The organism is Streptomyces pilosus (assembly GCF_014649835.1).
In the GTDB taxonomy this organism is placed as follows: domain Bacteria; phylum Actinomycetota; class Actinomycetes; order Streptomycetales; family Streptomycetaceae; genus Streptomyces; species Streptomyces pilosus.
The window spans coordinates 1-24,866 of sequence record NZ_BMTU01000028.1 but is presented as its reverse complement, the minus strand read 5'-3'; the positions used below and the strand labels follow the sequence as shown (position 1 = coordinate 24,866).

Sequence of the window (24,866 nt, the reverse complement as noted above, 5' to 3'; positions counted from 1 at the left end):
TGGGGTCTTCGGTCTGCATGGCCGGGCTCGTGTGGTTGCTGCCCCACGTCTTCCAGCACTGATAGGCGCGGGTGGCGGGGTTGACGATGGTGCCGTGAGCCTGGGCGGGCGCCGACCAGGCCAGTGCGCCGGCGACCACGGCGAACAGCATGACGAGCGCCTGGAGAGGCCGGCGGAGCGACGACCGCGAACGGTCGGTTAATGGACTTTGCTTGCGCATGTGGGGGGACTCCTTCCATCGGCACGACTGAAATGGGAGCGCTCCCAACGCTACGTAGTCGCGGGGAAATGTCAATGCAGTGAACGAAGTTGATTCAGGGGGTAGGCGACGAGCGGGCACTCTGCCGGGGGCCGCGCGCAGGATGCGGCCCACCGGTCGGCGGGGGCGATGACAGTGAGGGGCGGTGCGCCGCCGAGGCTTGACGAACGTCTCCCAACCGCCATATTGCGAGATGGTTCGGCCCTGCATGACGCCGCGTCACTCCGCGGTCTTGCAAATCCGGACCGGCAGGGGAAACTGCCTCTACGGCCGGGTCGGCCCCTTCCCCGGCAGCACCACGCCCAGTGAGTCGATCCACCACCACTCCACCGAGACGAGGTCCCATGAGTCGAATTCGAGCCACCGTCGGCGCGGTCGCCGTGACCCTGTTCACCGCCGGCCTCGCCATCGGCCCGGCAGCCGCCGCCACCGCTGCGGAGGTGCAGGCCCGCGTGGGAGCCGACTGGGCGACTCAGTCAATCGTCTTCACTGCCGCTGCCGGGCAGACCAACGACCTCAACATATTCTCCATGTACACCAGCGACGGAATCCGCCACATCGGCTTCAGCGATGTGGTTCCGATCGAACCGGGTGACCACTGTGCCTACTCCAGACCCGAGGACACCACCTCCGTCGTGTGCGAACTGCCCGCCGACAACCCCCGGCCCGACAGGATCGACGTCTTCCTCGGCGACGGCAACGACACGATCGCCGCCTTCACCCCCGGCATCGGCACCGTCAGTGGCGGCTCCGGCGACGACGAATTACATGCCCACACCGCACGCACGGTGCTGGGCGACGCGGGGAACGACATGGTCATGGGACCCGCAGCGCTGCATGGTGGCGACGGCATGGACCACCTCATGGGCGACAGCAGCAACCAGCAGATGTGGGGCGGTCGGGGTGACGACATGATCGAGGGCTACGGCGGTGACGACACCGTACAGGCGGGCCCCGGCGACGACCACGCCATGGGCGGGGACGGCCGCGACATCCTCCTCGGCGGCCCCGGCAACGACACACTGCACGGCGAAGACGGGGACGACCTCGTCTGCGGTGGCAGCGGAAAGGACATCCTCGAAGGCGGACCCGGCCGCGACATCGTCCTCCCGTAAGTGCGCCTTCGGGACCGCGTGTCGGCCCGCGCGACAGCGTTGCGGGCGCCGAGCGGCCACCGTCGGCGAGCCGCGTCGGCCGCCAACGCGCCAGAGGACAGATCCTCGCGCGACACGAGGTGACACGGCGGGACCGGCTCCCCGAACCCGTCGGCCGACGCGGCACGTTGCCGCCGTGCATGGCTTGAACACCACTGACGGAGTGGACGTGGTCATGCTTGGCATCTTCCGTAGGACCGCTGCATGTTTACCGACGCACGCGAAATCAGGTCCACGTTCTCTGGCCGTGTCCGCCCGATATCCGCTTCTCACGAGCTGGTGATCAGCGCCATCGTGCTGGGTGAACCGGCGGCTGATCTCCGGGCGCGCTCGGTGGAGTTGACGCGCAAGAGGTCTGTCTCCACTGACGCACCCGCTGGGCTCGTGCAGCACAGCGCGTTGGGGCTGCGCTCGGATTTCTGAGAGCTCAGCCTCACCGATCACTCCGTGCCCAGAGGCAACCCACAGGTTCGACTCCCCGTCTCGATGTCCGAGAGCGCGTCCGATCCGACCGACCACCGGAACGGACGTGCGCTTGACCAGAGTTGAGGAGAGAGTGCTTTGAAACGTGCCCGTCAAGCATGGGTCACCGCGATAGCGGTGCTGACCGTGTCAGGGGTGGCGCCGACGGGGGCGTACGCCGCCCCGGCGCCGCCGAATGAACCCGGCGTCACAGCGACACCCGATACCGGGGAGACGCTGCCGCCCGGCTGGCGCGTCGCCGGTGAGAACGGGCGGAACCACCTGGAGTGGCGTGCCCCCGAGCAGGTCCCCATGGGGGACGCCCGCGTGGAATTCCGCGCGAACGGCGCGCTCGTGGGCGTACCCGAGCCGCAGGACGACGGCCGGACCTTCCGTATCCCCCTCGACGAGGTCCGCACCGCCGACCTGGACGACCTTCAGGTCCAGGCCGCCGGGCGCCGGCTCGATGAGGCCCCGGGCGGGGGCGCCGGCCGCAAGGTGAAGCCACCGGCCCCGAAGCTCCCGGCCAAGCTCCCCGCGGGGACCGTCGACCCGGGCAAGGCCGGCACGTACGCCACGACCACCAGTGAGTACAGCCTTTCCTCCGTCGAACTCCCGGGCCTCCCCTCGCCGGTCGAGATGCGCGGGGTCGTCGTCGCCCCGAAGAAGGCCCCCGGCAAGCGTCCGGTCGCCCTCTTCCTGCACGGTCGCCACTCCACCTGCTACGTCCCGGGCAAGGACGAGGAGACCTCCGGCAACTGGCCCTGCACCAAGGGCAGCAAGCCGATCCCCAGCCACCGGGGCTATCTGCGCGACCAGAAGCTCCTTGCCTCCCAGGGGTACGTGACCGTCTCGATCTCCGCCAACGGCATCAACGGCCAGGACTGGAACGCCGAGGACGGCGGCGCGCAGGCCCGCTCCTCTCTGATCCGCCAGCACCTCGGCCGCTGGGCCGACTGGGCCGCCAAGCCCGCCTCCGCGCCCGCCGCGGTGCGCAAGGGCCCCAGGACCGACCTGTCCCGGGTGCTCCTCGTCGGGCACTCGCGTGGCGGTGAGGGCGTCAACCGCGCGGTGATGGACAGCCTGTACAAGCCGCCGGCCGCCCAGGACGGCTACCGGTCCAAGGTCCGTTGGAACATCCGCGGCACGGTCCACATCGGCCCCACCCTCTTCGGCCACAACCCGGTGCCCGACGTCCCCTCGCTCACGATCCTGCCCGGCTGCGACGGCGATGTCTCCGACCTCCAGGGCCAGGTGTTCACGGACGGCACCCGCGGTGTCAGCCGGGGCAAGGCCCTGCACAGCTCGGTCTACATGATCGGCGCCAACCACAACTACTTCAACAGCGAGTGGACCCCGGGCCAGGCCGAAGCCCCCGCCGACGACGACTTCTGGCACGAGCCCGAGTCGCCGGACCCGCTCTGCTCACCCGGCGCCGCGGGGCGGCTCTCCGCCGACCAGCAGCACAAGGCGGGCGCCACCTACATCGCCGCCGCCGCGCGGCTGTTCGTCGGCGGTGACGACCGCGTACGCCAGCTCGTCGACGGCACCGGCCGCCGCGCCCCCTCCGCCGACCCCGCCCGGGTGCTGACCCACGCGGTCGGCGGCAACCGCGGCGCGGGCTTCCTCCCCGACGACCCGCGGGGCCCGCTGAAGGTCAGCGGCGCCAAGCTGTGCGACGCCGTCGCCCCCGGCCGCTCCGCCTGCCTGGGCGAGAAGGACCCCGGCTCCTCGCCGCACTTCGCGCACTGGCGCCCCGAGCACGAGGCCGGCCGCCGCGCGGTCGCCCTGGACTGGAAGAAGCCGGGCACGGCTGCCCGCATCACCCCGAACAAGCCGGTCTCGGTCAAGGGCGCGGCGAGCCTCGCGCTGCGCGTCGCCGTACCCCCGAACACCAGCGGCACCCGCTTCGACGTCGGCGTCAGGGACGCCAAGGGCAAGCGGGCCGTGCTGGGCAGCGTCCGTATCGACGGGCTGCCGGGAACCGACCGCACCACCTCGTACTGGGCACAGGAGCTCCGCGTCCCGCTCACCGCCGCGACCCGCGCCAAGCTGGACCTCGGCAGGATCGCCTCCCTGGAGGTGACCCCCACGTCCCGCTCCGGCAAGGCGTGGCTGATGGACGCCTGGTCGTGGACGCCGGGCACTCCCGCGGTGAGGACCACGCCGCTCACCCGCGTCGACATCGGCCGCCTCACGGTCAAGGAGGGCGACTCCGGCTTCCGTACGTACCAGGTGCCCGTCCGCGTCACCGGCAAGAAGGCGGGCGCGGTCCGGCTGTACGTCATCGACCCGGGCACCGGGACGTCGACCGGCCGACTGGTCGAGGTCGGCCCCGGCACCGCCGGGATCCAGGTGAAGGTGAAGGTCGAGGGCAACCGGCGCTACGGCTGGGACAAGCCCCACGACGTCCTGGTCAAGGCCGTCCAGGGCACCGTCGTCGGCGCGGACGCCGGCGGTGTCACCGCCGAGAACGACGACCCGATGCCGAAGGTGACCGTCGAGCCGGTGACCGCCGACGTCACCGAGGGCGCGCCGCTGACGTGGCGCATCTCCCTCTCCGAGAAGGCGGACATCGAGATCTGGGCCCTGGCCCGGCTGGTCCCCGTCACCGGCGGTCGTCCGGAGCTGTCCACGGCCGACGTCGACCAGGAGTGGCTGTCCCAGCTCGTGGAGGACATCCCGAACCCGGCGGTTCCGCTCTCACAGGTCACGAACGGGACGCTGTGGACGGTGATCGAGGCGGGCAAGGAATCGGCCGAGCTGACCGTCCCGACCCTCCGTGACCAGGTGAAGGAAGGAGCCGAACACGTCCGCTTCCAGGTGACGGACGACGAGGGCGCGCCGCTGGGCCCGCCCTTCGAGGGCACGGTCCGCGACGCGTCGTAACCGCACGGTGCACCAGGTCGGGCCCTTCCGCGCTCCGCGGCGGGGCCCGACTTCTGTCCGGGCTCGGAGGGAGGCCGTATTCCCAAGAGCGCTGGCCGTCGACGTGACCCTGCGGGCGTCGGGCGCCGCTCACCGGCTGCGCAACAGGAGCAGGGCGGTGTCGTCCGTGCGGGTGCGCTGGGGAGCGGAGTGGTGGAGCAGGCTGTCGGCCAGGTGGTCGAGCGACAGTCCGGCGTTGCGGTCGAGGTGGTGGCAGAGAGCGGTGACGGATTCGGTGATGTCGGTGCCGGGGGTTTCTACGAGGCCGTCGGTGTAGAGGGTGAGGAGGAAGCCGGGCGGCAGGGGGACGGTGGTCACCGGGTAGTCGGCCTCGGTGCAGGATTGGATGCCCAGCAGGGGTCCGGGCTCGGCCTCCAGCACGACGGTGCGCGGTGGGGGACCCGCGCTGTGGAGGAGCGGGGGCGGGTGCCCGGCGCTGGCGAGGTGGAGGGATCCCTCGGTCAGGTCGATGTGGAGGTACAGGCAGGAGACGAACAGGTCGGTTTCCAGGTCCATCAGGACGCCGTTGGTGCGGGCCAGGACGCCGCCCGGTGCCGCTCCGGCGGTGGCGTGGACGGCGGTGCGGACCTGGCCCATGAGAGCCGCGGCCTTGATGTTGTGCCCCTGTACGTCTCCGATGACGGCGGCGGCCGCGGTGTCGCCGAGACGGATGAGGTCGTAGAAGTCGCCGCCGACGTCGACGCCGCGGGCGGCCGGAAGGTAGCGGGCGGTGACGTCGAGGTGGGGAATGGTGGACAGGGCGACCGGCAGGAGCGCTTGTTGCAGGCCGTGGGCGAGATCGTGCTTGGTGTCGTAGAGCAGGGCGCGGTCCATGGCCTGGGCGATGAGCCCGGCCAGGGACACCAGGACCGCGCGGTCGCCGGCGCTGAACGCGCGGGGGTGGTCGTAGGAGAGGATGCAGCAGCCGACGCGGCGGTCCGAGACGAGTAGGGGCAGGAATGCCCATGCTTGCTTGTCGCTGACCGAGGGCGCCTGCGGGTGGGTGCGGGTCATCTCGGCGCGGTCGGCATAGAAGGCCGGGACGCCGCTGCGCAGGACGTGGCCGGCGGGAGTGATGTCGGTGTCCAGGGGCAGGCCGTTCAGGCGTGCGATGGTGCGCGGGTCGTAGCCGCGATGCCCAATGATTTTCAGACGGCTGGCGTCGGCGGCGGAGACGACCATGCCCTGTGCGCCGAAGGCGGGCAAGATCTGGTCGGCCACCGTGTCGATGACGTCGGCCACGGTGACCGTCTGGCTCAGGGCGGCCGCCAGGTGGATGAGCTGGTGGATCCGTCCGGTGCCGGCTGCCGCCGGTGGGGTGTCCGGGGCCGCGGTGATGTGGGGCTGCGGGGCGTCGGCCCTCCGCTCGCCGAGGCTGGGGGAGATGAGGGCGGTGATGCCGCTGGTGCCGGGATAGAGCCGGATGTCGAAGCGGCGGTCGGATGGGTCCGACGCGGTGTAGGCGATGGGTTCGCGTCCGAAGACGGCGGCGCGGTAGTGCTCCTCGTGGACCGGGGTGTCGAGCCAGGGCACGGCCTGCCAGGGAAGAGTGCCGAGGAGGCTGTCGGTGCTGCGGCCGAGCAGTCGGGCAGCGGCGTCGTTGAGGTAGGTGATGCGTCCCTGGAGGTCGAAGCCGAGGGCGCCGACGGGTAGCCGTTGCAGCAGGTCGTCGGCGGCCAGCCCGATCTGTGCCGAGTCCGGGCCGGGCCGCTGCAGAGGCACGGTGCGTGGCTCGGTCGGGATGCTCCAGGCGGCGGGTGCGCGGTCCAGTATCTGGGTGATCTGGTTGGCGCTGGTCATGATGTGTCCGCGTTCGCGACGGGTCAGCGAAGGCGGGTGGTCCTGGGTCCACACCAGCGCCAGGGCTCCCCACCGGCGGACCCCGGCCAAGGGTGCGGAGGCCAGCGCGAACTGGTAGGGCAGCCCTGCCGCTGCGTTGGGATACAGGCGGGCCATGTCCTCCTGCCGTCCCACCCACACGAGGCGGCCCTCCCGCACCGCCTCGGACAACGGACCAGCGGCCGACACGGAGACCCTCCACCACGGCGCCACTGTCTTCGTCGGCACTCCGCACAGCGTCACCAGGTTCAGCACCGGCTCGTCCGGGGACAGCAGGTACAGGCCCGCTGCCACCGCTCCCGTGCGCTGCACCGTACTGCTGAGCGCCCGTTCCACGGGCGCCCAGTCGTCGGTTGCTGCCCTGAAACTACCCATATGTAGACACTAATGCTGATGCGAACGCCCAGGCGTGCTTCGCCCCACTGGGTGAGCGCCGCACTGCGGCCGGAACGCCGTCTCGATGTGGGGCCCGCTTCGCTGCGCTGAGGCTCCGAATTCTTACTGATCCGGGCGAACGGTGCCGAGGTCGATCGGCCCGACCGCGATGTGCGCAAGAGCGTCCTGGAGTTGGCGGACGGCTTCCTCCGCCTCCGTGTAATCCTCAGGACTCGGCAGGACAGTGCCAAAGGTGCCGCCATGATCAGCCGGCAGCGCACGCCAGCGAAGAACCGGTTCGAGTGCGTGGAGAGCGCCGGAGATGAACCAGGCCAAACGGCCGTGGGTACGCGCAAGGGCGATGGCCAGGACGGCGAGAGTCTCCCGCAGATGTTCGAGACGCTTGATCTGCGGCAGGATTCCTTGGATGTCCGGCGGGCCAACCACGTTGCGCAGGCCGGTCTCGGTCTCGAGAGCGAGTGCGCGGTCGCTCGACGTCAGTTTCCACACGTGGTCCCGAGTCTGCTGCTGAGCTTCTTCGACCAGCTCCGCGACCATCCTCCGCATGTCCATGCGCGTCACTCTAACGAGTTGCTGCGTGACATCGGGTGGTCGGGATTGGCCTGTTCTGGCCTGCCTCACACTCACCCGCGCCGGGTGAGGCGGCCGGTGCTCACCGTGGGCACTCTGAAGGCCTGACAACCGGTGCCGGCGAACGTCCGGGAACGGGGGTGGGACATGAATGCTGAGACCTACCTGGCGTACGACTACCCGTTGCTGGGCGCCTTCTGGACCATGCTGGTGTTCTTCCTGTGGATCATGTGGTTCGTCCTGCTCTTCCGGATCATCGGCGACATCTTCCGCGACGACCGGCTGAGCGGCTGGGCCAAGGCCGGGTGGTTGGTGTTCTGCATCGTCCTGCCCTTCCTGGGCGTGTTCGTCTACGTCATCGCCCGCGGTAAGGACATGGGCCGCCGCGAGATCGCGCAGGCGCGTGCGCAGCAGGAGGAGTTCAACGCCTACATCAGGCAGACCGCGGCCGGCGCCGGCCGGTCCAGCAGCGTCGACGAGCTCGCCAGGCTGTCCGAGATCCGCGACCGGGGAGCCATCACCGACGAGGAGTTCCGCAGGGCGAAGGAACTGGTCCTGGCCGTCCACGGCCCGGTGGAGCACTCGGAACCCACCTCCCGCACCTCCGCTCGCTGAGCACCGGCGCACCAGGGAACGAGGCGCAAGATGACCGCGACACACACCCGGCCGGAGGACACGGCGAAACAGGAATGGGCGACCGGCCTGACCGTCTTCGGAGCCGTGATGCTCCTCCTCGTCGGCCTGCTCGATGTCCTCCGGGGCATCATGGCCATCGCCGAGGACGACGTCTTCGTCACGACGCCCCACTACGTGTTCGGGTTCGACCTGACCAGCTGGGGTTGGATCCACCTCGCGCTGGGCGTGATCGCCGCGGTCGTCGGCGCCGGACTGCTCCGGACCGCGACGTGGGCGCGTGTCGCCGGCGTGGTCATCGCCGCATTCGTCATCCTCGCCAACTTCCTCTCCATGCCGTACTACCCGGTCTGGTCGGTCGTGATGATCACCCTCTCGGGCTTCATCATCTGGGCCCTGTGCGTGGTTCCGCGCGGCAACCTCTCCGACCTGTCCGGGGAGTGCGTCCCGCGCGACAGGTGAGGCGGCCCGGGCACGGTGTGGGAGAGGTGTGAGGACAGGGTCGGTGCGCCCCGGACGCGAGGAGAGAGGCCGGCAAGTGGTGCAACACGGAGTGGTGCGACACGGAGGAGTGCGACACGGAGGGGACAGGGAATCGGGCGAGTCGGATGCCGCGACCACCGCACGCGAGGGCGGCGTCGGGTGGGCTCGCCTCGCCCTGCTCGCCCTGCTGGGAAGCATCCTGGTGCCGCTCGTCGCCGCCGGTCTGCGCAGCGTGCTGTGGGTGCTGGTCGGCGTCGCGGGGCTGGCACTCGCCGCCGTCGGCGTGTGGTGGGCACTGGCACACGCCGGTGTGCTCCGCGTCCTCGGCGCCGTGCTGTCGGTGGCCGCGCCGGTCACCGCACTCGCCCTGTATGCCGCGTCCGGCATGCTGGGACCGGCCCTCCTGTCCTTGGCCCTGTGGGCGCTGGCCGTCACGGCGGCGCGTACGGCTCTGACACCCGGCCGTACCGCCTCCGGACCGGCTGTCGTCGCGGTGCCCCGTGCTCCCTGGGTCCTGATGAATCCGCGCTCCGGCGGCGGCAAGGTAGGCCGTTTCCACCTGGTGGAGAAGGCCCGGTCGGCGGGGTGTCGGGTAGTCCTGCTCGACACCGGCCAGGACGTCGCCGCACTGGCCCGGCAGGCCGTCGCCGAGGGGGCCGACCTGCTGGCGGTGGCGGGCGGTGACGGCACCCAGGCCCTGGTGGCCGAGGTTGCGTCGCGTCACGACCTGCCGTTCGTGGTGATCCCCGCGGGAACCCGGAACCACTTCGCCCTGGACCTCGGCCTCGACCGCGACGATCCGGCTGCGGCCCTGCACGCGCTGACCGACGGGGTCGAACTCCGCGTCGACCTCGGATACGCCGCGGACCGGGTCTTCGTCAACAACGCCTCCTTCGGCACCTACGCCTCCGTCGTCACCGACCCCGCGTACCGGGACGCCAAGACCCGCACGACCCTGCGCACCCTCCCCGCCCTGCTCACCGGCGAGGACGCGTCCGGACTCCGGGCCCGGGCCGACGGGAGGGACGTCGACGGACTCCAGGCGCTGCTCGTCAGCAACAACCCCTACGGACGCGCCGTCGACGCGACCCGTCCGGGACGCAGGCAGCGACTGGACTCGGGACGGCTCGGCGTGGTGTGCGTGCGGATCGGCAACACCGTCGAGGCGGCCCGCGTGGTGCGCGGTCCCCGTTCCGGGTCACTGGTCCGGATGAACGCCGGCGAAGTCGTCGTCGAGGCAGGCGCGGACACCCTCCCGGTCGGCATCGACGGAGAGCACGTCGTCCTTCCGTCACCCGTGGTGTGCCGCAGCGCGCCCGGCGCCCTGCGGGTCCGCGTGCCACGGCGACGCACCGGCACACCCCTGAGGGGTGGGGCCGCGGCCGACTGGCCACGCGTCACACGGCTGTCGCTGGGCCGTCTGTTCCCGGGCCGAGCGCGGGAAGGGACGGCGTCGCGCGAGGAGGACGGCCGGCCGGTCACGCCTGGTGGCACCCACGCGGCCGGGGCCGAGGGCGCCATGTCAGGGGAGGACGGGGCCGAGCACGGCGAGCCGTCTTCCCCGCCCTCCGCCGGGCCGTCCCCCAGGGGCAGCACGCGTCGTCGACCGCACCACCTCTCCCTGCCCGGCTGCTGGGGCGCGCTCTTCCTGGCGTGCTTGTCCTTCACTCCGTCACTGCTCCCCCGCGGGGGGCTGCTCCAAGGACTGATCTGCGGCATCAGTGCGGCCATCGGGTACGGGCTCGGCGTGGTCGCGGCCTATGTCTGGCGTGCCTTCGCCGACCGGGAGGCGCGGAACGCCTCGCGCAGGGCATGGCACATCCTGCTCATCGGTGCCACTGTGCTGGCCGGCGTCTCCTTCGGGCTCGGACAGTACTGGCAACACGAGATCCGCGCACTCATGGGCGTCACCGACTACAGCGTCCTCACCACCGTCGCCTGCCCGTTCGTCGCCGCACTCGTCTTCTCCCTCCTGCTGCTGGGCGGACGGGGGATACGGCGCCTGTACCGCTGGACCGCCCGCCTGCTCGGACGGTGGATCGGCAGGCGAGCCGCGCGGGTGGTCGGCTGGCTGACGGTGGTGGCTGTGGCGTGGTCCGCGTTCACCGGGCTGCTGCTCGGCAGCTTCGTGAACGCGGCCAACGAGGCGTTCTCGCTGCGTGACACGCAGACCCCTGAAGGCGTGCATCAGCCCACATCCGCCCTGCGCTCGGGCGGGCCCGGTTCTCTCGTGCCGTGGGACTCGCTGGGCAGAGAAGGCCGTGCCTTCACCGGCAGCGGGCCGTCGGCCCGGGACATCGGCGCTTTCACCCACCGCGCGGCGCAGGAGCCGGTGCGGGCCTATGCCGGGCTGACGACCTCCGACGACGCGGAGAGCCGGGCAGCCCGAGCTGTCGCGGACCTCGAACGGGCGGGCGGCTTCGAGCGCGAGAACCTGCTCGTGATGACCACGACGGGCAGCGGCTGGGTCGACCCCGCCGCTGTGGACTCGTTCGAGTATCTCGGCAACGGCGACTCGGCCACCGTGGCGATGCAGTACTCCTACCTGCCGTCGTGGCTGTCGTATCTCGTCGACCAGTCCAAGGCACGCCAGGCCGGCCGGGAACTCTTCGACGCGGTCTACGACACCTGGTCGAAGCTGCCGCAGGACCGGCGCCCGCGCCTGTTCGTAGCAGGTGAGAGCCTGGGGTCGTTCGGTGGTGAGACCGCGTTCAGCGGCGAGTACGACCTGCGCAACCGCACCGCCGGCACCTTGTTCGCGGGCCCGCCCAATTTCAACACCCTGTTCCGTGAATTCAGCGATGGGCGCGACGCAGGGAGTCCCGAGATCAGGCCCGTCTACAAGGAGGGTCGCACCGTCCGGTTCACCGACGATCCGGCAACCCGAATGCCTCCGGCGGACCAGCCCTGGGACGGCACGAGGGTGCTCTACCTCATGCATCCTTCCGATCCGATCGTCTGGTGGAGCCCGCGGCTGGCCCTCTCCGAACCTGAATGGATCAGTGAGAGGCCCGGCGAGGACGTGCTCGAAGGGATGGTGTGGATCCCCTTCGTGACCTTCTGGCAGGTCACCGCCGACCTGCCGTTCTCCACGAACGTACCCGACGGCCACGGTCACACGTACAAGGCCGCGTACGTCGACGGCTGGAACACCGTCATGCGGCCCGCCGGATTGACGGCGCAGGACCTGGACTCGCTCAAGGACATCATCCGGCCGGACTGAGCCGGCAGCCACGGGGTCGTGGCTGCCGTGCGGTCAGCGCAGCAGGAACCCGGCGAGGTAGCCCAGTGCGTTGATCGCCCAGTGCAAGCCCATGGGAGCCAGCAGACTGCCGCTGCGGCGACGCAGTTCGCAGAACAGGACACCCGCTGCCGCCGTGAACAGCACCGCCGACACGACCGCCAGGGCGGCACCGGGAGCGGAGTCGCCGAAGACCGAGGCCAGAGCGGGTTTCACGGTGGCCAAGTGCAGTGACGGCAGCACGTGCCACAGGCCGAACAGCAGGCTCGACACGGCGGTCGCCCATACCGCCCCGCGGGCGCGGCACACCAGACCGTAGAGCACGCCGCGAAAGGCGACCTCCTCCACCAGGACCGTGCCGACGGGGACCAGCACGAGAACACGTAGCACCAACTCGCCCCCGCTCAGCCCGTCGTGACGTCGGTCCTCGAACAGCGTGCTGGTCGCCGGCAACAGAGCCCCGGCCAGGTAGACGACGCCGACCACACCGATCAGGGCGAGCGCCCAGCGTGCACCACGAGCCAGTGTGCCGGGCGCCAGGCCCACGTCCGCCCGGGTGCCGCCCGCCCAGCGGAGCACACCGAGCAGCACAGCACAGACGACGACGGACGTCACCGGACCGAACAGGCCGGTCCGGCGATGCATGATCAGGTTGGCAGCGACGAGAACGGCCACCGTGAGTCCGACGGCCGGCCAGGTGCCGATCGCTCTTCGCCATCGGCTCCGGGACGTGCCGCTCACCGCGCGGTGCTGTGCCACTGCGTGCTGCTCGGCATCATGAGGTTCACGGCAGGCCATGAGGGTCGGTCCTTCGACTTCACCGACGGTTCGTCGCACCCTCCCCTCAGCCCCACGCTACCGGGCACCGTCCCGGGGGGCCCGCCGACTGCTCAGCAGTGCCCGGTCTCTCCGGAGCGCCGGCCGGCGCCCCGGTACTGCGGCCGCCTGAGCCGCTGTCCTGGCTGCGGGGCGAGTTCTGGAGGTAGAAGGAGCCGAGGAAGAACGCGCCCACCATCAAGGCGGTGGCCACCGTGATGACGAAGAGGCCCGCCACCACCGGTTGCCGGCCGAGCAGGCGCAGATCCATCAGGGGAGCGGAGGTCCGGCGCTGCCAGGCGACGAAAGCGGCGTAGGCGGCCACCGCTGCGGCGCACAGGACGAGGGAGACGGTGTTGAGCCAGCCGTGGTCCCCGGCACGGATCAACGCGTAGATGAGGGCGCCGGTCGCCGCGGCGACCAGTGCGGCGCCCGGCCAGAGTCTCCGCTTCCACCCGCGCTCCACACCCGGGCCGGCCGGTCAGCCCCGGCGGCCTCGACCAGCGCCTGACCGCGCCCACCGGCTCCGTCTCCAGGATCCGTCTTCACAAGCCGGTCCACCTGCGTGCCCCGACACCGCCGAGCGCCCGGGACCTCAGGAGCGCGCCAGGAGTCCGCGTTCCAGGGCGACGACGACGGCGCGAGTGCGGTCGCTGACGTCGAGCTTCGCGAAGATGCGCAGCAGGTGTGTCTTCACCGTGGCCTCGCCGATGACCAGGCGACGGCCGATCTCGGCGTTGGACAGGCCGTCGGCGACCGCGCGCAGCACGTCCCGCTCGCGGGCGGTGAGCGCGACCGGCCCGGGGCGGCGCATCCGGGCCACCAGGCGCTCCGCGACCTTGGGCGCGAGGACCGTCTCACCCCGCGCCGCCGCGCGGATGGCGTCGGCGAGCTGCTCGCGGGTGGTGTCCTTGAGGAGGTAGCCGACGGCGCCGGCCTCCACGGCTCGTTCGATCTCGACGTCCGTGTCGTACGTGGTGAGGATCAGCACCCGGGTGGCCACCGGCAGGGCGACGATCTCGGTGGTGGCGGCCACGCCGTCGAGCACCGGCATGCGCAGGTCGAGGAGGACCACATCGGGGGCGAGCCGCTCGACGAGGTCGACGCCCTCGCGGCCGTCGGCCGCCTCGCCGACGATCTCCATCGTGGACTCGCCGGTCAGCAGGGCTATGACTCCGGCGCGCATCACGGCGTGGTCGTCGACCACGACCACGCGGATCCGGTCGTACGCGGTGTCGGTCATCGTCGGTCCTGACTCTGCGTGGGAAGGCCGGCGAGGACACGGGTGCCGTCCCCGGGGGAGCTGGTGACGGTGAGTTCGCCATCGAGTGCGGCCAGTCGGCGGCGCATGCCGTCGAGGCCGAAACCGCGGGACTCCTCGACGGTGAAGCCGCAGCCGTCGTCGGTGATCTCCAGCTCGACGCCGCCTGCGAGTTCGGTGAGGACGACGCCGACGGTGGAGGCGCCCGAGTGTTTGCGCACGTTGGCCAGGGACTCCTGGGTGCAGCGCAGCAGGGCGACGCGGGTGCGCTGGTCCAGGTCGATGTCGGGGAGTTCGGCGGTGACGGTGAGACCGGTGTCCTGGACGAAACGGTCCAGGGTTCTGCGCAGGGTGGTGGCCAGCGAGCCGGGTGCGACGCCGCTCTCGGGAGCGGAGCCGACGAGCACCCGGGCCTCGGCCAGGTTCTCGCGCGCGGTCTGCTCGATGGAGGTGAGCTGCTCGGCGCAGCGTACGGGGTCGGTGGCGGCTGCGGTGCGGGCGGCCTCCGCGAGCACCACGATGGAGGCGAAGCCCTGGGCGAGGGTGTCGTGGATCTCCCGGGCGAGCCGTTCGCGCTCCTCGGCCGCCCCCTGGCGTTGATGCGCGGCCGCCAACTCCTCCTGGGCGACGGCAAGTTCCGCGGTCAGTCGCTCCTGACGCTCGTTGCTCCGGCCGACGAAGCGGTGCATCCACAGCCCCAGACCCACCCCGGCGGCATAGGCGACCAGGGTGAACACCGCGTTCCCGGTCAGGAACTGAGGGCTCCACCCCTGGTCGAGCGTGCCGCCGAACACCGTGAGGGCCGCCGCGGCGCCGCTGAAGGTGATCGCGTCCCGCGGGGCGCCGGTGAAGAGCCAGAACTGCGGCAGGGACACCACGTAGAAGGCGGCTCCGCCGTCCAGGAGGTAGGCCGTCGTGCCCAGGACGAGCGCGAGGACGCCGAGGTAGATACGGGGGCGCAGGAGGGCGTTGTCCGGCCGGGTGAGGACGACTGTGTGACACAGCGCGATCAGGGCGAGCAGGCCGAGCATCCAGTACCTCCGGGCCGGCGACGCATCGAGTACGGCGAGGGCCGGGGGCAGCAGACCGAACAGGACCCAGCCTGCCAGGTTCCAGCGAAGGACACGCTCCTGGGTGAGCCGGTCGTCCGGCTGCTGCCGCTGCCACGGAAGCACGCTGATTCACCTCGCTCGTAGAGGAGTTGAGGGCCGGTGGTCGAGGTGATCAGCGTACCGATTGCAGGGGGCGGGAGGCCCGCCCGGTGGTGCGGTGGGCACGGCGCACTCGGCCGGAGGGCCACCAGTTGGCCTCGCCGAGCAGGAGCATCAGGGACGGCAGAACCAGCATCCGAATCACGAAGGCGTCCAGCAGGACGGCGACCGCGAGGCTGAAGCCGATTTGCTTCATCTCGATCAGGTGCAGGGCCGCGAAGCTGGCGAACACCGTGACCATGACGACGGCCGCGCTGGTCACCACGCCCGCCGAGCTGCCGATGCCCTCGATCACGGCCCTGCGGGTCGGGACCCCACGCAAGGCCGCCTCCCGGATCCGGCTGATCACGAAGACCTGGTAGTCCATCGACAGGCCGAACAGGATCACGAGCAGGAACAGCGGGACCCGGGAGCCGATCGAGCCGGTGGAGGTGAAGTCGACCAGGCCTTCGGCCCAGGTGTGCTGGAAGACCATGACGAGGATGCCGAGCGAGGCGGCCGCGGAGAGCAGGTTGAGGACCATGCCGACCAGGGCCAGGACCACGGAGCGGAACGCCCAGACGGTCATGGCGAAGGTGACCAGGAGCAGCGCCCCGATGATGAGGGGCAGCTTCTGTTCCTGGTGGGTCGGGTAGTCGGTGTACCGGGCGACGTCACCGGTCACCGCGGTCTCGGCGTCCTTCACCCGGCCCACAGTGTCCGGGACGTGCGTGTCGCGGATGTCCTGGAGCGAGGACTGGGCCTCCTCGCTGCTCACGTAGTGCGGGACCTGCAGCTGGAGCATGCTGATCCGCCGATCGGGGGAGGTGGTCAGCCGGGAGGTGCCGCTCAGGCGCGGGTCGTCCTCGACGTCGGCGGCGAGTTCACGCAGGGCGGAGGTCACCTCGGACGACCGGTCGGCGTCGGCGCGGACGACGACCTGGTGCATGGACTTCAGATCCGGGTAGGCCGCGTTCAGCCGGTCGTAGACCTGCATGGCGACGATGGAGCGGGAGTGCGTCTCGCGGCCCATGTCGGTGAGTCTCAGGCCGAGGACCGGAGCGGCGAGGGCGAGCAGCCCGAGCACGGTGACGGTGAGCGTGGCGGCGGGGTGCTTGACGACGGGACGCAGCACGGCGGCGGTCAGACGGCCGGGGCCGGCCTTGTGCGTCTCCTGCTTCCTCGGCGCGCGCCCGCGGGCAGCCCGGCGCACGGCCCGGCGCTCGGCACGCATGCCCAGCTTGGCAAGGAGGGCGGGCAGCACGGTCAGGGAGCTGACGACGGCGACGAGGGTGACGAGGACCGCGCCCGTGGCGATGGACGAGAAGATGACGTCGTCGGCGAGGTAGAGGGTGGCGCTGGAGACGGCGACGGCGAGCCCGGAGAGGACGACGGCCCGTCCGGACGTGGCGGCGGCGAGTTCGACGACGGCCTGCGAGCTCAGTTCACCGCCGGCGCGCGCCCGTTCCTCACGTTCGCGCTTGAGGTAGAAGAGCGTGTAGTCGACGCCGACGGCGAGGCCGATCAGCAGGATGACGTTGGTGCCGACGCCCGCGTCGGGGAAGACGTGCGAGGCCACCATCGACAGGCCGACGGCCGCCACGATCGAGGACAGCGCGAGCAGCAGCGGTACGAGGGCCATCGCCACGGAGCTGAAGACCAGCAGCAGGGTGATGAGGGTGACCGGCAGGGCGATCACCTCGGTGCGCGCGAGGTCGTCGCTGCGCAGCTTCTCCACGCCCTTGCTGATGGAAGGCGATCCGGTCTCCTCGACGCGCAGCCCGGGATGAGCCTGCTGCACGGCCGCGGTCTGCTCGATCAGCGGGTCGACGTGCTTCTTGCCCTCCAGCTCCGGGCCCTTCATGGTGACGGTGACCCGCACCGCCGTGTGGTCCGTACTGCGGACCGGGTCGGCGACGGAGAGCACCTCGGGCAGCTTGCCCATCCGGGCGGAGATGTCGGCGGCGGCCGAAGCGGCCGCGGCGACGTCGAGCTTTCCGGTCCCCGGCTTCGCGGTGATCAGGACGTGTTCGACGGGACGCTGCTGTAATCCGCCCTCCGCGGCGATCGCCTCGCCGCGTCCCGCCTCTCCGATGCGGAAGTCCTCGGTGGTCGCCGGGTTGGTGCCGACCGAGATGCCGACACCGAGGCACAGGACGACGAACACGAGCCAGCCGCCGATGCCCCGCCAGGGGTGGGCGGCGCTCCAACGAGCCATCTGTACGGGAAGATTCTTCATGACGACCATGCTCATCGTCGGGGGTGCGGCGCCGACAGCGGCGACCGGTTGAACTTCGGGTCCACCGACTGGTGGACCCGACCCCGTCCGGCTCAGTGCACGGCAAGATCACTTACCGGGACTTTTGCAGAGCCACGGCGTTTACGCCGGGGATGAATGCATCTCGAGACTTCTCTGACGTGCACGTTGGAGGGGACGCTGTTGCTGCTCGATGTACTGGCGGACGATCGCAGGCGGTGCTCCGCCGCACGATGCCGAGAAGTATGAGGGCGACCACATGTGCCCGTGCATGATGGCGGGGTTGATTCGGCCGGTGAACTCTCCCCCAGCCTTCGGCAGGGAGGTGCCCCCTGCTGTTTCCGGCGGGCGGAGACGCCTTTGAGGCTGTTGACCAGCTTGGAACCGGCGCGGGCCGTTCATGACGAGGTGCTGGCACGCTGCGAAGAGATCATGCGCAAGGTTTGCGAGGACTTCGAGGCCATCGCCGAAACAACGTGTCTGCCCCGCCTGTAGTCGTTCTGCCCGTCCATGAGACCAATTTCAGTAGGATCTTGGTTGTGCAGCTCCGCTACAACTACCGGGCCTACCCGGACGCCGCACAGCGCCGCGCGCTGGCGAGCGCTTTCGGGTGCGCCCGCGTGGTGTGGAACGACTGCCTGCGCGACCGGAAACAAGCGCACGCGGCGGGGCTGCCGTACGTGAAGTCGGCCGCGCTGTCCCGGCTTCGCATCACCCAGGCCAAGCGCACCGAGGAACGCGCCTGGCTCGCCGACGTGTCTGCGGTCGTCCTGCAACAGTCCCTGCGGGATCTGGACACTGCCTACAGGAACTTCTTCGACGGCCTGAGCGGCAAGCGGCAGGGCCGCAAGGTCGGTCCTCCCCGCTACAAGTCGAAGAAGGACACCCGGCAGTCGATCCGCCTCAACACCAACGCCTTCTGCCTCCGGGGCGACGGAACGGTGTACGTGGCCAAGGTCGGCAATCTCGCGGTCACGTGGTCGCGCAGGCTTCCGGCCGCGCCCACGTCCCTGACCGTCACGAAGGACAGCTGCGGTCGGTACTTCGTCAGCTTCGTCGTGGACACCGAGCCGGACGTCCTGCCCGAGCTTCAGACCGACGCCGGTATCGATCTCGGCCTGTCCGCCTTCGCCGTCCTGTCCGACGGCAGGAAGATCGGCAGCCCTCGCTTCCTGCGCCGGGCGGAGAAGAAGCTCAAGCGCCTTCAGCGGGAGCTGTGCCGTAAGGCCAAGGGATCGAAGAACCGGGCCAAGGCTCGCATCAAGGTCGCACGCCAGCACGCCCGAGTGGCGGACCGGCGCCGGGACTTCCACCACAAGGCTTCCACGCAGATCATTCGCGACAACCAAGCGGTGTATGTGGAGGACCTCGCGGTGTCCGGCCTCGGCCGTACCCGGCTCGCCAAGTCCGTGCACGACGCGGGGTGGTCCGCGTTCGTTGCCATGCTCCAGTACAAGGCGGCTCTGCACGGCCGCACCTTTACCAAGGTGGACCGCGCTTTCCCGTCCTCTCAGGTCTGCTCGACCTGCGGATTCCGAGACGGTCCCAAGCCCCTGCACGTCCGGGAGTGGACGTGCGGGGCCTGTGGCACCGTGCACGACCGCGACCACAACGCAGCCCGCAACGTCCTCTTCGAAGGACGCCGAATCGTCGCCGCCGGACGGGCGGAGACGCTAAACGCCTGTGGAGCGCCGGTAAGACGGGCACCCGTGCCCGCACAGCGCGGTGAAGCAGGAAGCCCCCGGAAGGGTCAGCCGACCCAGGCCGGAATCCCTGGACTTTAGGCCAGGCAGCACGTCAAGGGACGGCACTCAGACAGCCTCCGTGAACGGCCTTCCTCCCAGCGGAGGAGCGACGCCGAACCTTGTCACGGCGCCTCGAAACGGGTCACGGCCAGTGCCTTGTCCACCCGGGCGGCGGCCAAGTCGTCGTGGCGGATCACAAAGCTCGTGCAGTACTCCTCGTAGACCCGGGCTTCCCTGGCGAGCGACATCCATTCGCTCGTCAGCCGGTGCTTCTCCTCCTCCAGACGGGAAGGCCATTGCGCAATCGGGATGGCTGGTATCTTCCCTGCCTTCTCGCGTCCCGCGAGGGTCTGCTCCGCGATGCTGTTGATCACCTCGTCATCGGCATACCCGCCGATGACGACGCCGGCGGCGCCGGACGGCCAGAGGTCGTGAGCCAAGGCCCGGAGTTCGTTCAGGTGCGGCAGGTCATGCTCCATGTACCGGAACAGCTTTTGCTGGAACGGGGACATGTCCTCCCAATCGAGATCCTCCCAGAACTCGTGCCAGTCCTCGTCCTCGTCGCCCTCCTGGAGCCAGAGAGGCAGTTCGGCTCCGAGAACGGCGCCGACGTCGAGTTGTTCGCGGACACACGCGGAGCTGGGGGCTTCCGCGACAGCGGTGTCGGTGCCGTCCGGCACATACACGACTCGCGCGTATCTCCCGGAACCGTCCTCTTGGTCCATCTCCTGGTTCACGAAGAAGAGCAGCGTCCCGTCCGCCGGCAGGTCGAATCCGTCGACCCTCGGCAGCGCCCCGCAATCGACGGAAAGCAGCAACGGCAATGGAATGTCCCCGGCGGACGGCCACTTCATGCCCACCGGAAGCCTGGGCAACCCACCGAACTGTCCGACCGGCGAACCAGCGCCCGCGGACAATCCGATCGTCAAGCGAAGGTGCTGACTGAATCGGTTGATCTCGTCGCCCGGGATGCCCGACCCAAGCGCTGCCCGACGGAAGTCTCCCTGGTGATCCATGCCCGAGAAGATAAGCCTCTCCCAACCCGGCTGCGTCGTCGGGGTGTTGGTGGGCACGGACTGGACGTGGTGGACGTGCGCCGGTTGCAGCAGGTGCTGCCGTCAGGAGGACAGGGCCGAGGCCAGGGAGGCGAGCGCGGTGGCGAGGTAGAAGCCGGGAAACGCCAGGTTGTGGAACACGCGTGCGCGCAGGTGGAAGGTGAGCGCACCCAGGTAGAGCAGGACGAGACCGCAGGCCGCGGCGACGCCGAGGGGGCGCAGTGCGGCGACGAAGAGACCAAGGAGAAGGCCCGCCGCGCCGGCCAGCTTGAGGGCAGCCAGCCAGGGGAGCCAGGAACGGGGGACACCCACCTCGGCTGAGTTGGCGAGCACGAAGCGCGCCTCGGTGAGGTCCGCGGCGGCGACAGCGACGTTGCCGGCGGCGGTGAGCAGGGTGACACCGAGGAGGGCGAGCTGGGCACCGGTCATGCACCCAGGGTTCGCGGGCCCTTGGGCATCGTCCAATACCTGCTTCTATAACCTGGCGGCATGGACGTGGACACGCGCCTGCTCCGGTACTTCGCCGCAGTGGCGGAGGAGGGCACCCTGACAGGTGCCGCAGCCCGGCTGTTCGTTTCACAGCCGGCGCTGACCAAGCAAATGCGGCGCCTGGAGGACGATCTCGGGGTGCGTCTGTTCGCGCGTTCGCGGTCGGGGATGGCGCTGACCGACGCCGGCCGTGAATTCGCCTCGCGGGTACCCGCACTGCTGGGTGCGTGGGACGAGGCGGTGCAGGCGACCGGCCGGGTGGCCCGGGTCCTGCGCCTGGGCTTCCTGGACGCGGGCGCGGTGGGGGCCGTCCCCGAGGTGATCGCCGAGTTCCGCCGCGCGCAGCCGAAGTGGCGGGTGGAACTGCGGCAGTTCGACTGGTCGGACCCCAGCGCCGGCCTGGCCCGCGGGGAGGTGGATGCCGCAGTGGTGCGACTGCCGTTTCCAGGGCAGGGCGGCTTCGTGGTGCGGGAGTTGTTCACCGAGGACCGTGGGGTGCTGCTGCCGGCGCGGCATCCGCTGGCGAACAGCGAGACGGTGGAGTTCCGAGAGCTGAGGAACGAGCCGTTCGTCGCGGCCGGATCCGAGACCGGAGCCTGGAGGGACCACTGGTTGGCGGCGGAGGAGCGGGACGGGTACCCCGTCCGGGTCGGCGCCGTCACCAGCCGTCCCGACGAGTGGCTCTCAGCGGTGGCCGGCGGCTGCGTCGCGCTCGCCCCGGCATCGGCGGCCCGTTTCTACTCCCACCCGGACGTGGTGTTCCGTGCGGTCCGCGGGGTCTCACCGAGCCGGGTGGGGCTGGCTCGATCCCGGCGGCACGTACACGAAGCGGCGCTGCACGAACTGCTCCAGGCCATGACGCGGCGGCTGAGTCGGAGCTGAGGACGGGGTGGGGCTGCTCATCGTGGTGGTGTCCGGCCGTGACGGCGGGCGGGACCGCCCGGCTCACCCGCCCGCGACGGCCCCGCACGCACAGGAGACGGACTGACGGCCGGCACGGCGTCGCGGGATGGGATGATGGCCGGCGACAGGGCGACGGCGGACGTGGAAGCCGGTGCGAATCCGGCGCGGTCCCGCCACTGTGATCGGCGAGCGAGTCCCGACAGGCCACTGCCCGGCAGCGGGTGGGAAGGCCGGGACGAGCATCGACCCGAGAGCCAGGAGACTCACGCGGTCGCCTCCTCGACGACCACCGGGGCGGATCTCCCCGGAGAGAGGGACGGCACCGCATGCCCGCAACGCCGACCGGACGAACGACGGATGACGCGAGGACCGCAGCGGCGGCGAGCCCCGTACCGTGCCGCGTCGTGGTGTGCCGCGACTGCTGCTGCGGCAGCCCCAAGGTGAGCGGTGTCGATCACGCGGCCCAGACGGCACGTCTGCGCGCCCAGGTACCGATGCGGGTGTCCGCCTGCCTCGACGTCTGCGAACACGCCAACGTCATCGTCGTCCAGCCCTCCGCCGAGGGCCGCGCCGCCGGTGCCCGGCCCGTCTGGCTCGGACTGGTCAACGACCCGAACGCGACCGAGGACATCGCCGCCTGGGTCCGCGCCGGTGGACCGGGCGTCGCACCCCGCCCGGACATCCTCGACCTGTACGCCATCACACCACCGCGACGGCGCCCGGCCTCCTGACCGTACGGACGGAGCCAGGGAACCCTGCACGACGCCCTCGGCCTTGCCACGCCACCTCAGGGGTCGGCCGTGGTCAGTCGTGCTCGGGGACCGGAACCGCGTACACCAGCAGGTTCCGCTGGTAGCCGCCGTGTTCGCGGTCGTACGGGGGCGCACAGGTGACCAGGGTCAGGACGGGCCGCCCGTGACGCCGGAAGACCTCATCGGGGAGGCTGTCCTTGTCGACCACCTCACGGGCCGTCACCTCGTACCGGACGGGCGGCGCGCCCTCTCGGGCGACGGCCACGTCGTCGCCCTTCCGGACTTCGTACAGCTTGGCGAAGGCGCCCAGGTCGCCGGTGCGGTCGTCCACATGGCCGATGAGGACGGCGGATCCTGTGGCGGTGCCCGGCGCGGGGCCGTAGCGGTACCAGCCGACCCGCCCCGCGTCACCGGGGACCTCCGCCGTGCCGTCCTTCCCGACACCGACGTCATGGACCTGGGCGTCCAGGGAGACCCGGGGGATACGCAGCGCCGTGGGCTCGGGTGCGGGGGCGGACGGGGCGTCCGCCTCCCCGGGGCCGCCGTCGTGGCCACCCGCCGAGGACGCGGCCGCGGGCTCCAGGGCCCGCGGCCGGTCGCCGAAGTCCGACGGTACCGGGGCCTCGGCCGGCCGGAGCGACCAGGCCAGCAGAGCCGCCAGGACGACGGCGACGACCGCGGCGACCCCGAAGGCCGCCGCGGACGGTCGCACGCCCCGGAGGGAGGCGGCGGTGAAACGCATGGCCGTCAGTCGCTCCGGGTGTACCGGCAGTGGGCGGCCAGCAGTCCGGCGACCGCGACGGTTCCCGCGGCGCCCCAGGTGAGCCAGACGGTGGCGGACTCGTTGTCGGCGGCCATCGCGCCGTTCCCGCCGGCGTCCACACCGTTCGGCGCGGAGCCCATGCCGCTGATCGTCTGCGTCTTCAGCGCGAGGTTGTCGTCCTCGGCGCTGCCCCAGGCGTAGACGACCGTGCCGGTTCCCTCGACGAGGTCGAGGTCGGCGGGGCCGATGGCCACGGTGTCGGTGCCGGCCAGGACGACATCGGCGTTCACCGTGCCGGCGGGCACCTCGAGCGACTTCTCGTTCGGGTTCGTCAGGTCCTCGACGACCGGCTTGCCGCCCGCGCGGACGTCCACGGCGGGTGCCGCGGCCACGTGACGGACGGTCAGCCGGGACTGACCCGCCGGCACCTCGGAGGTGTCGTTGACGAACGCGGTGAGCGTGGGGTCGCCCTGCGCGTCGAGGTGGGCCGCGAGTGTGGCGTCAGCCCCGGCCGGTACCTCGACGCTCTTCTGGATGGCGGGATCGCCGTCGGGGCCCTGGCCGTCGGCGAAGACCTCGATGTCATAGGTGCCCGGGTCGAGGGAATGGGGCTCGGTGAGCGTGCCGGGCTCGAAGTCGGGGATCAACTCGTCGCCGTTGGCGTACACGTCGACGGTGAGGCCCGGAACGCCGTGGAAGACGGACACGGACGCCTTGCCGTCCTCCCGCGCCGTACCCCCGGCGGAGGCGGGGACCGAGACGGCGAGAGACAGGACGCAGGCCCCGGCGATGGCGGTGGCGATCTTCCTGCTGCGTGAGTTCATCGTCGGAACTCCCTTCAAGAGGGTCCCCGGTCACACGTGGGGCCCGGCTTCCCCTGTACGGCTTCCCGAATGTGCGACGTGTCGAGATCGTCGCTCGGCGTGCGGCCGGACGTTCACTGGTCTCGTCCGGCGATCTCCGATTTGTCGTGCGTGCTGTGGTCGGTGGTACGGGCACTGTCGGGAGGGCGCCGGCGTCGTCACGTGTGCTGTCGGAAGCGAGGGCTGACCGAATCGGCCCGGGCGCGCCTCGAAGGGCCCGGCGCGCGGACTTCGGCCGCCGTGGCAGGAAGCGGGCACTCCCCGTTGAGCGGTCCGCTCCCCGTGACACGTGATTCAGTGTCGGACGCCGTGCGGCAATCCGCCACTCGTCCCGACGAGCCCGACCGCCACACCGCCTCCGGCGATCTCGGGTCCGGGTCGTGGCCGCCGTCTCCCGGGCATGCCGTTCACTGCCCCGCTGGCATCGCCTCCTCACACCGGTCCCGCCACACCTCGCACGGCAGCATCCCTGATCGTCGCCCCTTTCGCGACCAACTTTGTTTGTTGCATTGACATTTCACGCGCACCACGTAGCTTTGGGAGCGCTCCCAAATCAGTCTGGCAACTGGAAGGAGTCCCCCCACATGCACCAGCAGAATCCGTTAGCGGGCGACCGATCGCGGTCGTCACTCCGCCGGCCTCTCCAGGCGCTCGTCATGCTGTTCGCCGTGGTTGCCGGCGCATTGGCCTGGTCGACGCCCGCCCAGGCTCACGGCACCATCGTCAACCCCGCCACCCGCGCCTACCAGTGCTGGAAGACGTGGGGCAGCAACCACACGAGCCCGGCCATGCAGACCGAAGACCCCA

Annotated in this window: 19 protein-coding genes, 4 pseudogenes and 1 riboswitch; of the genes and pseudogenes, 10 read left to right on the top strand and 13 right to left on the bottom strand. The window is 70.7% G+C overall.

Going from position 1 to position 24,866, the window contains the following annotated elements; translation table 11 throughout:
- Window positions 1–220: pseudogene (locus IE118_RS33695) on the bottom strand (cellulose-binding protein); the annotation flags it as partial.
- A gap of 383 nt (window positions 221–603) precedes the next feature.
- Between IE118_RS33695 and IE118_RS33690 the strand changes: the two are divergent.
- Window positions 604–1,374, top strand: a complete 771-nt coding sequence (locus IE118_RS33690; RefSeq protein WP_189561907.1) for a calcium-binding protein — start codon at window positions 604–606, stop codon at window positions 1,372–1,374.
- Window positions 1,375–1,974: 600 nt separating this feature from the next.
- Entirely contained in the window at window positions 1,975–4,764 is a 2,790-nt protein-coding gene (locus IE118_RS33685) for a hypothetical protein (RefSeq protein ID WP_189561906.1), read from the top strand.
- Between the two features lie 129 nt (window positions 4,765–4,893).
- Here IE118_RS33685 and IE118_RS33680 read toward each other — a convergent pair whose 3' ends face one another.
- Window positions 4,894–7,017: a SpoIIE family protein phosphatase gene (locus IE118_RS33680; RefSeq protein WP_189561905.1), complete on the bottom strand. Its 2,124-nt coding sequence runs from the start codon at window positions 7,015–7,017 to the stop codon at window positions 4,894–4,896.
- A gap of 123 nt (window positions 7,018–7,140) precedes the next feature.
- Window positions 7,141–7,590, bottom strand: a complete 450-nt coding sequence (locus IE118_RS33675) for a hypothetical protein (RefSeq protein ID WP_229847088.1) — start codon at window positions 7,588–7,590, stop codon at window positions 7,141–7,143.
- A gap of 165 nt (window positions 7,591–7,755) precedes the next feature.
- Between IE118_RS33675 and IE118_RS33670 the strand changes: the two genes are divergently transcribed.
- The 4 genes and pseudogenes from IE118_RS33670 to IE118_RS34820 all read left to right on the top strand — a co-directional run bounded on the left by IE118_RS33670 (window position 7,756) and on the right by IE118_RS34820 (window position 11,947).
- Window positions 7,756–8,223 (top strand): SHOCT domain-containing protein, encoded by a 468-nt coding sequence (locus IE118_RS33670; protein WP_189561903.1) that lies wholly within the window; start codon window positions 7,756–7,758, stop codon window positions 8,221–8,223.
- 30 nt (window positions 8,224–8,253) lie between these two features.
- The gene (locus IE118_RS33665) at window positions 8,254–8,703 is read left to right on the top strand and encodes a DUF7144 family membrane protein (RefSeq protein WP_189561902.1); all 450 of its coding nucleotides are present in this window, start codon (window positions 8,254–8,256) and stop codon (window positions 8,701–8,703) included.
- Window positions 8,704–8,812: 109 nt separating this feature from the next.
- A pseudogene (locus IE118_RS34825) lies at window positions 8,813–10,144 on the top strand (diacylglycerol/lipid kinase family protein); the annotation flags it as partial.
- Window positions 10,145–10,243: 99 nt separating this feature from the next.
- Complete coding sequence (locus IE118_RS34820; protein WP_189561910.1) at window positions 10,244–11,947, top strand: alpha/beta hydrolase; 1,704 nt, start codon at window positions 10,244–10,246, stop codon at window positions 11,945–11,947.
- 33 nt (window positions 11,948–11,980) lie between these two features.
- Here the strand turns inward: IE118_RS34820 and IE118_RS33650 are convergent, their stop codons facing one another.
- The 6 genes and pseudogenes from IE118_RS33650 to IE118_RS33625 all read right to left on the bottom strand — a co-directional run.
- Window positions 11,981–12,610, bottom strand: a complete 630-nt coding sequence (locus IE118_RS33650; protein WP_229847087.1) for a CPBP family intramembrane glutamic endopeptidase — start codon at window positions 12,608–12,610, stop codon at window positions 11,981–11,983.
- A 199-nt stretch (window positions 12,611–12,809) separates the two neighbouring features.
- Window positions 12,810–13,247, bottom strand: a complete 438-nt coding sequence (locus tag IE118_RS34375; RefSeq protein ID WP_229847086.1) for a hypothetical protein — start codon at window positions 13,245–13,247, stop codon at window positions 12,810–12,812.
- A gap of 129 nt (window positions 13,248–13,376) precedes the next feature.
- On the bottom strand, window positions 13,377–14,024 hold the full coding sequence (locus tag IE118_RS33640; protein WP_189561900.1) for a response regulator: 648 nt from the start codon (window positions 14,022–14,024) through the stop codon (window positions 13,377–13,379).
- On the bottom strand, window positions 14,021–15,217 hold the full coding sequence (locus IE118_RS33635) for a sensor histidine kinase (RefSeq protein WP_189561899.1): 1,197 nt from the start codon (window positions 15,215–15,217) through the stop codon (window positions 14,021–14,023). The genes IE118_RS33640 and IE118_RS33635 overlap by 4 nt, the downstream gene beginning before the upstream one ends.
- 49 nt (window positions 15,218–15,266) lie before the next feature.
- Window positions 15,267–17,471 (bottom strand): MMPL family transporter, encoded by a 2,205-nt coding sequence (locus tag IE118_RS33630; protein ID WP_189561898.1) that lies wholly within the window; start codon window positions 17,469–17,471, stop codon window positions 15,267–15,269.
- A gap of 141 nt (window positions 17,472–17,612) precedes the next feature.
- Window positions 17,613–17,756: pseudogene (locus IE118_RS33625) on the bottom strand (transposase); the annotation flags it as partial.
- Window positions 17,757–18,028: 272 nt separating this feature from the next.
- Between IE118_RS33625 and IE118_RS33620 the strand changes: the two are divergent.
- Window positions 18,029–19,273, top strand: a complete 1,245-nt coding sequence (locus IE118_RS33620) for an RNA-guided endonuclease InsQ/TnpB family protein (protein ID WP_189561909.1) — start codon at window positions 18,029–18,031, stop codon at window positions 19,271–19,273.
- Between the two features lie 83 nt (window positions 19,274–19,356).
- Here the strand turns inward: IE118_RS33620 and IE118_RS33615 are convergent, their stop codons facing one another.
- On the bottom strand, window positions 19,357–20,307 hold the full coding sequence (locus tag IE118_RS33615) for a DUF1963 domain-containing protein (protein WP_229847085.1): 951 nt from the start codon (window positions 20,305–20,307) through the stop codon (window positions 19,357–19,359).
- A 45-nt stretch (window positions 20,308–20,352) separates the two neighbouring features.
- Complete coding sequence (locus tag IE118_RS33610) at window positions 20,353–20,718, bottom strand: DoxX family protein (protein ID WP_189561897.1); 366 nt, start codon at window positions 20,716–20,718, stop codon at window positions 20,353–20,355.
- A gap of 60 nt (window positions 20,719–20,778) precedes the next feature.
- Here IE118_RS33610 and IE118_RS33605 point away from each other — a divergent pair, with 60 nt between their 5' ends.
- Together IE118_RS33605 and IE118_RS33600 are read left to right on the top strand one after the other, a co-directional pair.
- Window positions 20,779–21,660 (top strand): LysR family transcriptional regulator, encoded by an 882-nt coding sequence (locus IE118_RS33605; RefSeq protein ID WP_189561896.1) that lies wholly within the window; start codon window positions 20,779–20,781, stop codon window positions 21,658–21,660.
- Window positions 21,661–21,824: 164 nt separating this feature from the next.
- A riboswitch (cobalamin riboswitch) is annotated at window positions 21,825–21,944 on the top strand.
- A 63-nt stretch (window positions 21,945–22,007) separates the two neighbouring features.
- Window positions 22,008–22,412 carry a (2Fe-2S) ferredoxin domain-containing protein gene (locus tag IE118_RS33600; RefSeq protein WP_189561895.1) on the top strand — a complete coding sequence of 135 codons (405 nt, stop codon included), beginning with the start codon at window positions 22,008–22,010 and terminating at the stop codon, window positions 22,410–22,412.
- A gap of 73 nt (window positions 22,413–22,485) precedes the next feature.
- Here the strand turns inward: IE118_RS33600 and IE118_RS33595 are convergent, their stop codons facing one another.
- Window positions 22,486–23,175 carry a class F sortase gene (locus tag IE118_RS33595; protein ID WP_189561894.1) on the bottom strand — a complete coding sequence of 230 codons (690 nt, stop codon included), beginning with the start codon at window positions 23,173–23,175 and terminating at the stop codon, window positions 22,486–22,488.
- Window positions 23,176–23,180: 5 nt separating this feature from the next.
- Window positions 23,181–24,020: a DUF4397 domain-containing protein gene (locus tag IE118_RS33590; protein ID WP_189561893.1), complete on the bottom strand. Its 840-nt coding sequence runs from the start codon at window positions 24,018–24,020 to the stop codon at window positions 23,181–23,183.
- 623 nt (window positions 24,021–24,643) lie between these two features.
- Between IE118_RS33590 and IE118_RS33585 the strand changes: the two are divergent.
- Window positions 24,644–24,866, top strand: a pseudogene (locus IE118_RS33585) (cellulose-binding protein); the annotation flags it as partial.

Excerpts from the sequence above, each read along its gene's own strand:
- IE118_RS33690 (WP_189561907.1), top strand. The coding sequence starts at position 604 with ATGAGTCGAATTCGAGCCACCGTCGGCGCGGTCGCCGTGACCCTGTTC.
- IE118_RS33680 (WP_189561905.1), bottom strand. The coding sequence starts at position 7,017 with ATGGGTAGTTTCAGGGCAGCAACCGACGACTGGGCGCCCGTGGAACGG.
- IE118_RS33675 (WP_229847088.1), bottom strand. The coding sequence starts at position 7,590 with ATGGACATGCGGAGGATGGTCGCGGAGCTGGTCGAAGAAGCTCAGCAG.
- IE118_RS33670 (WP_189561903.1), top strand. The coding sequence starts at position 7,756 with ATGAATGCTGAGACCTACCTGGCGTACGACTACCCGTTGCTGGGCGCC.
- IE118_RS33665 (WP_189561902.1), top strand. The coding sequence starts at position 8,254 with ATGACCGCGACACACACCCGGCCGGAGGACACGGCGAAACAGGAATGG.
- IE118_RS34820 (WP_189561910.1), top strand. The coding sequence starts at position 10,244 with ATGTCAGGGGAGGACGGGGCCGAGCACGGCGAGCCGTCTTCCCCGCCC.
- IE118_RS33650 (WP_229847087.1), bottom strand. The coding sequence starts at position 12,610 with ATGCATCGCCGGACCGGCCTGTTCGGTCCGGTGACGTCCGTCGTCGTC.
- IE118_RS33640 (WP_189561900.1), bottom strand. The coding sequence starts at position 14,024 with ATGACCGACACCGCGTACGACCGGATCCGCGTGGTCGTGGTCGACGAC.
- IE118_RS33630 (WP_189561898.1), bottom strand. The coding sequence starts at position 17,471 with ATGAAGAATCTTCCCGTACAGATGGCTCGTTGGAGCGCCGCCCACCCC.
- IE118_RS33610 (WP_189561897.1), bottom strand. The coding sequence starts at position 20,718 with ATGACCGGTGCCCAGCTCGCCCTCCTCGGTGTCACCCTGCTCACCGCC.
- IE118_RS33605 (WP_189561896.1), top strand. The coding sequence starts at position 20,779 with ATGGACGTGGACACGCGCCTGCTCCGGTACTTCGCCGCAGTGGCGGAG.
- IE118_RS33600 (WP_189561895.1), top strand. The coding sequence starts at position 22,008 with ATGCCCGCAACGCCGACCGGACGAACGACGGATGACGCGAGGACCGCA.
- IE118_RS33595 (WP_189561894.1), bottom strand. The coding sequence starts at position 23,175 with ATGCGTTTCACCGCCGCCTCCCTCCGGGGCGTGCGACCGTCCGCGGCG.
- IE118_RS33590 (WP_189561893.1), bottom strand. The coding sequence starts at position 24,020 with ATGAACTCACGCAGCAGGAAGATCGCCACCGCCATCGCCGGGGCCTGC.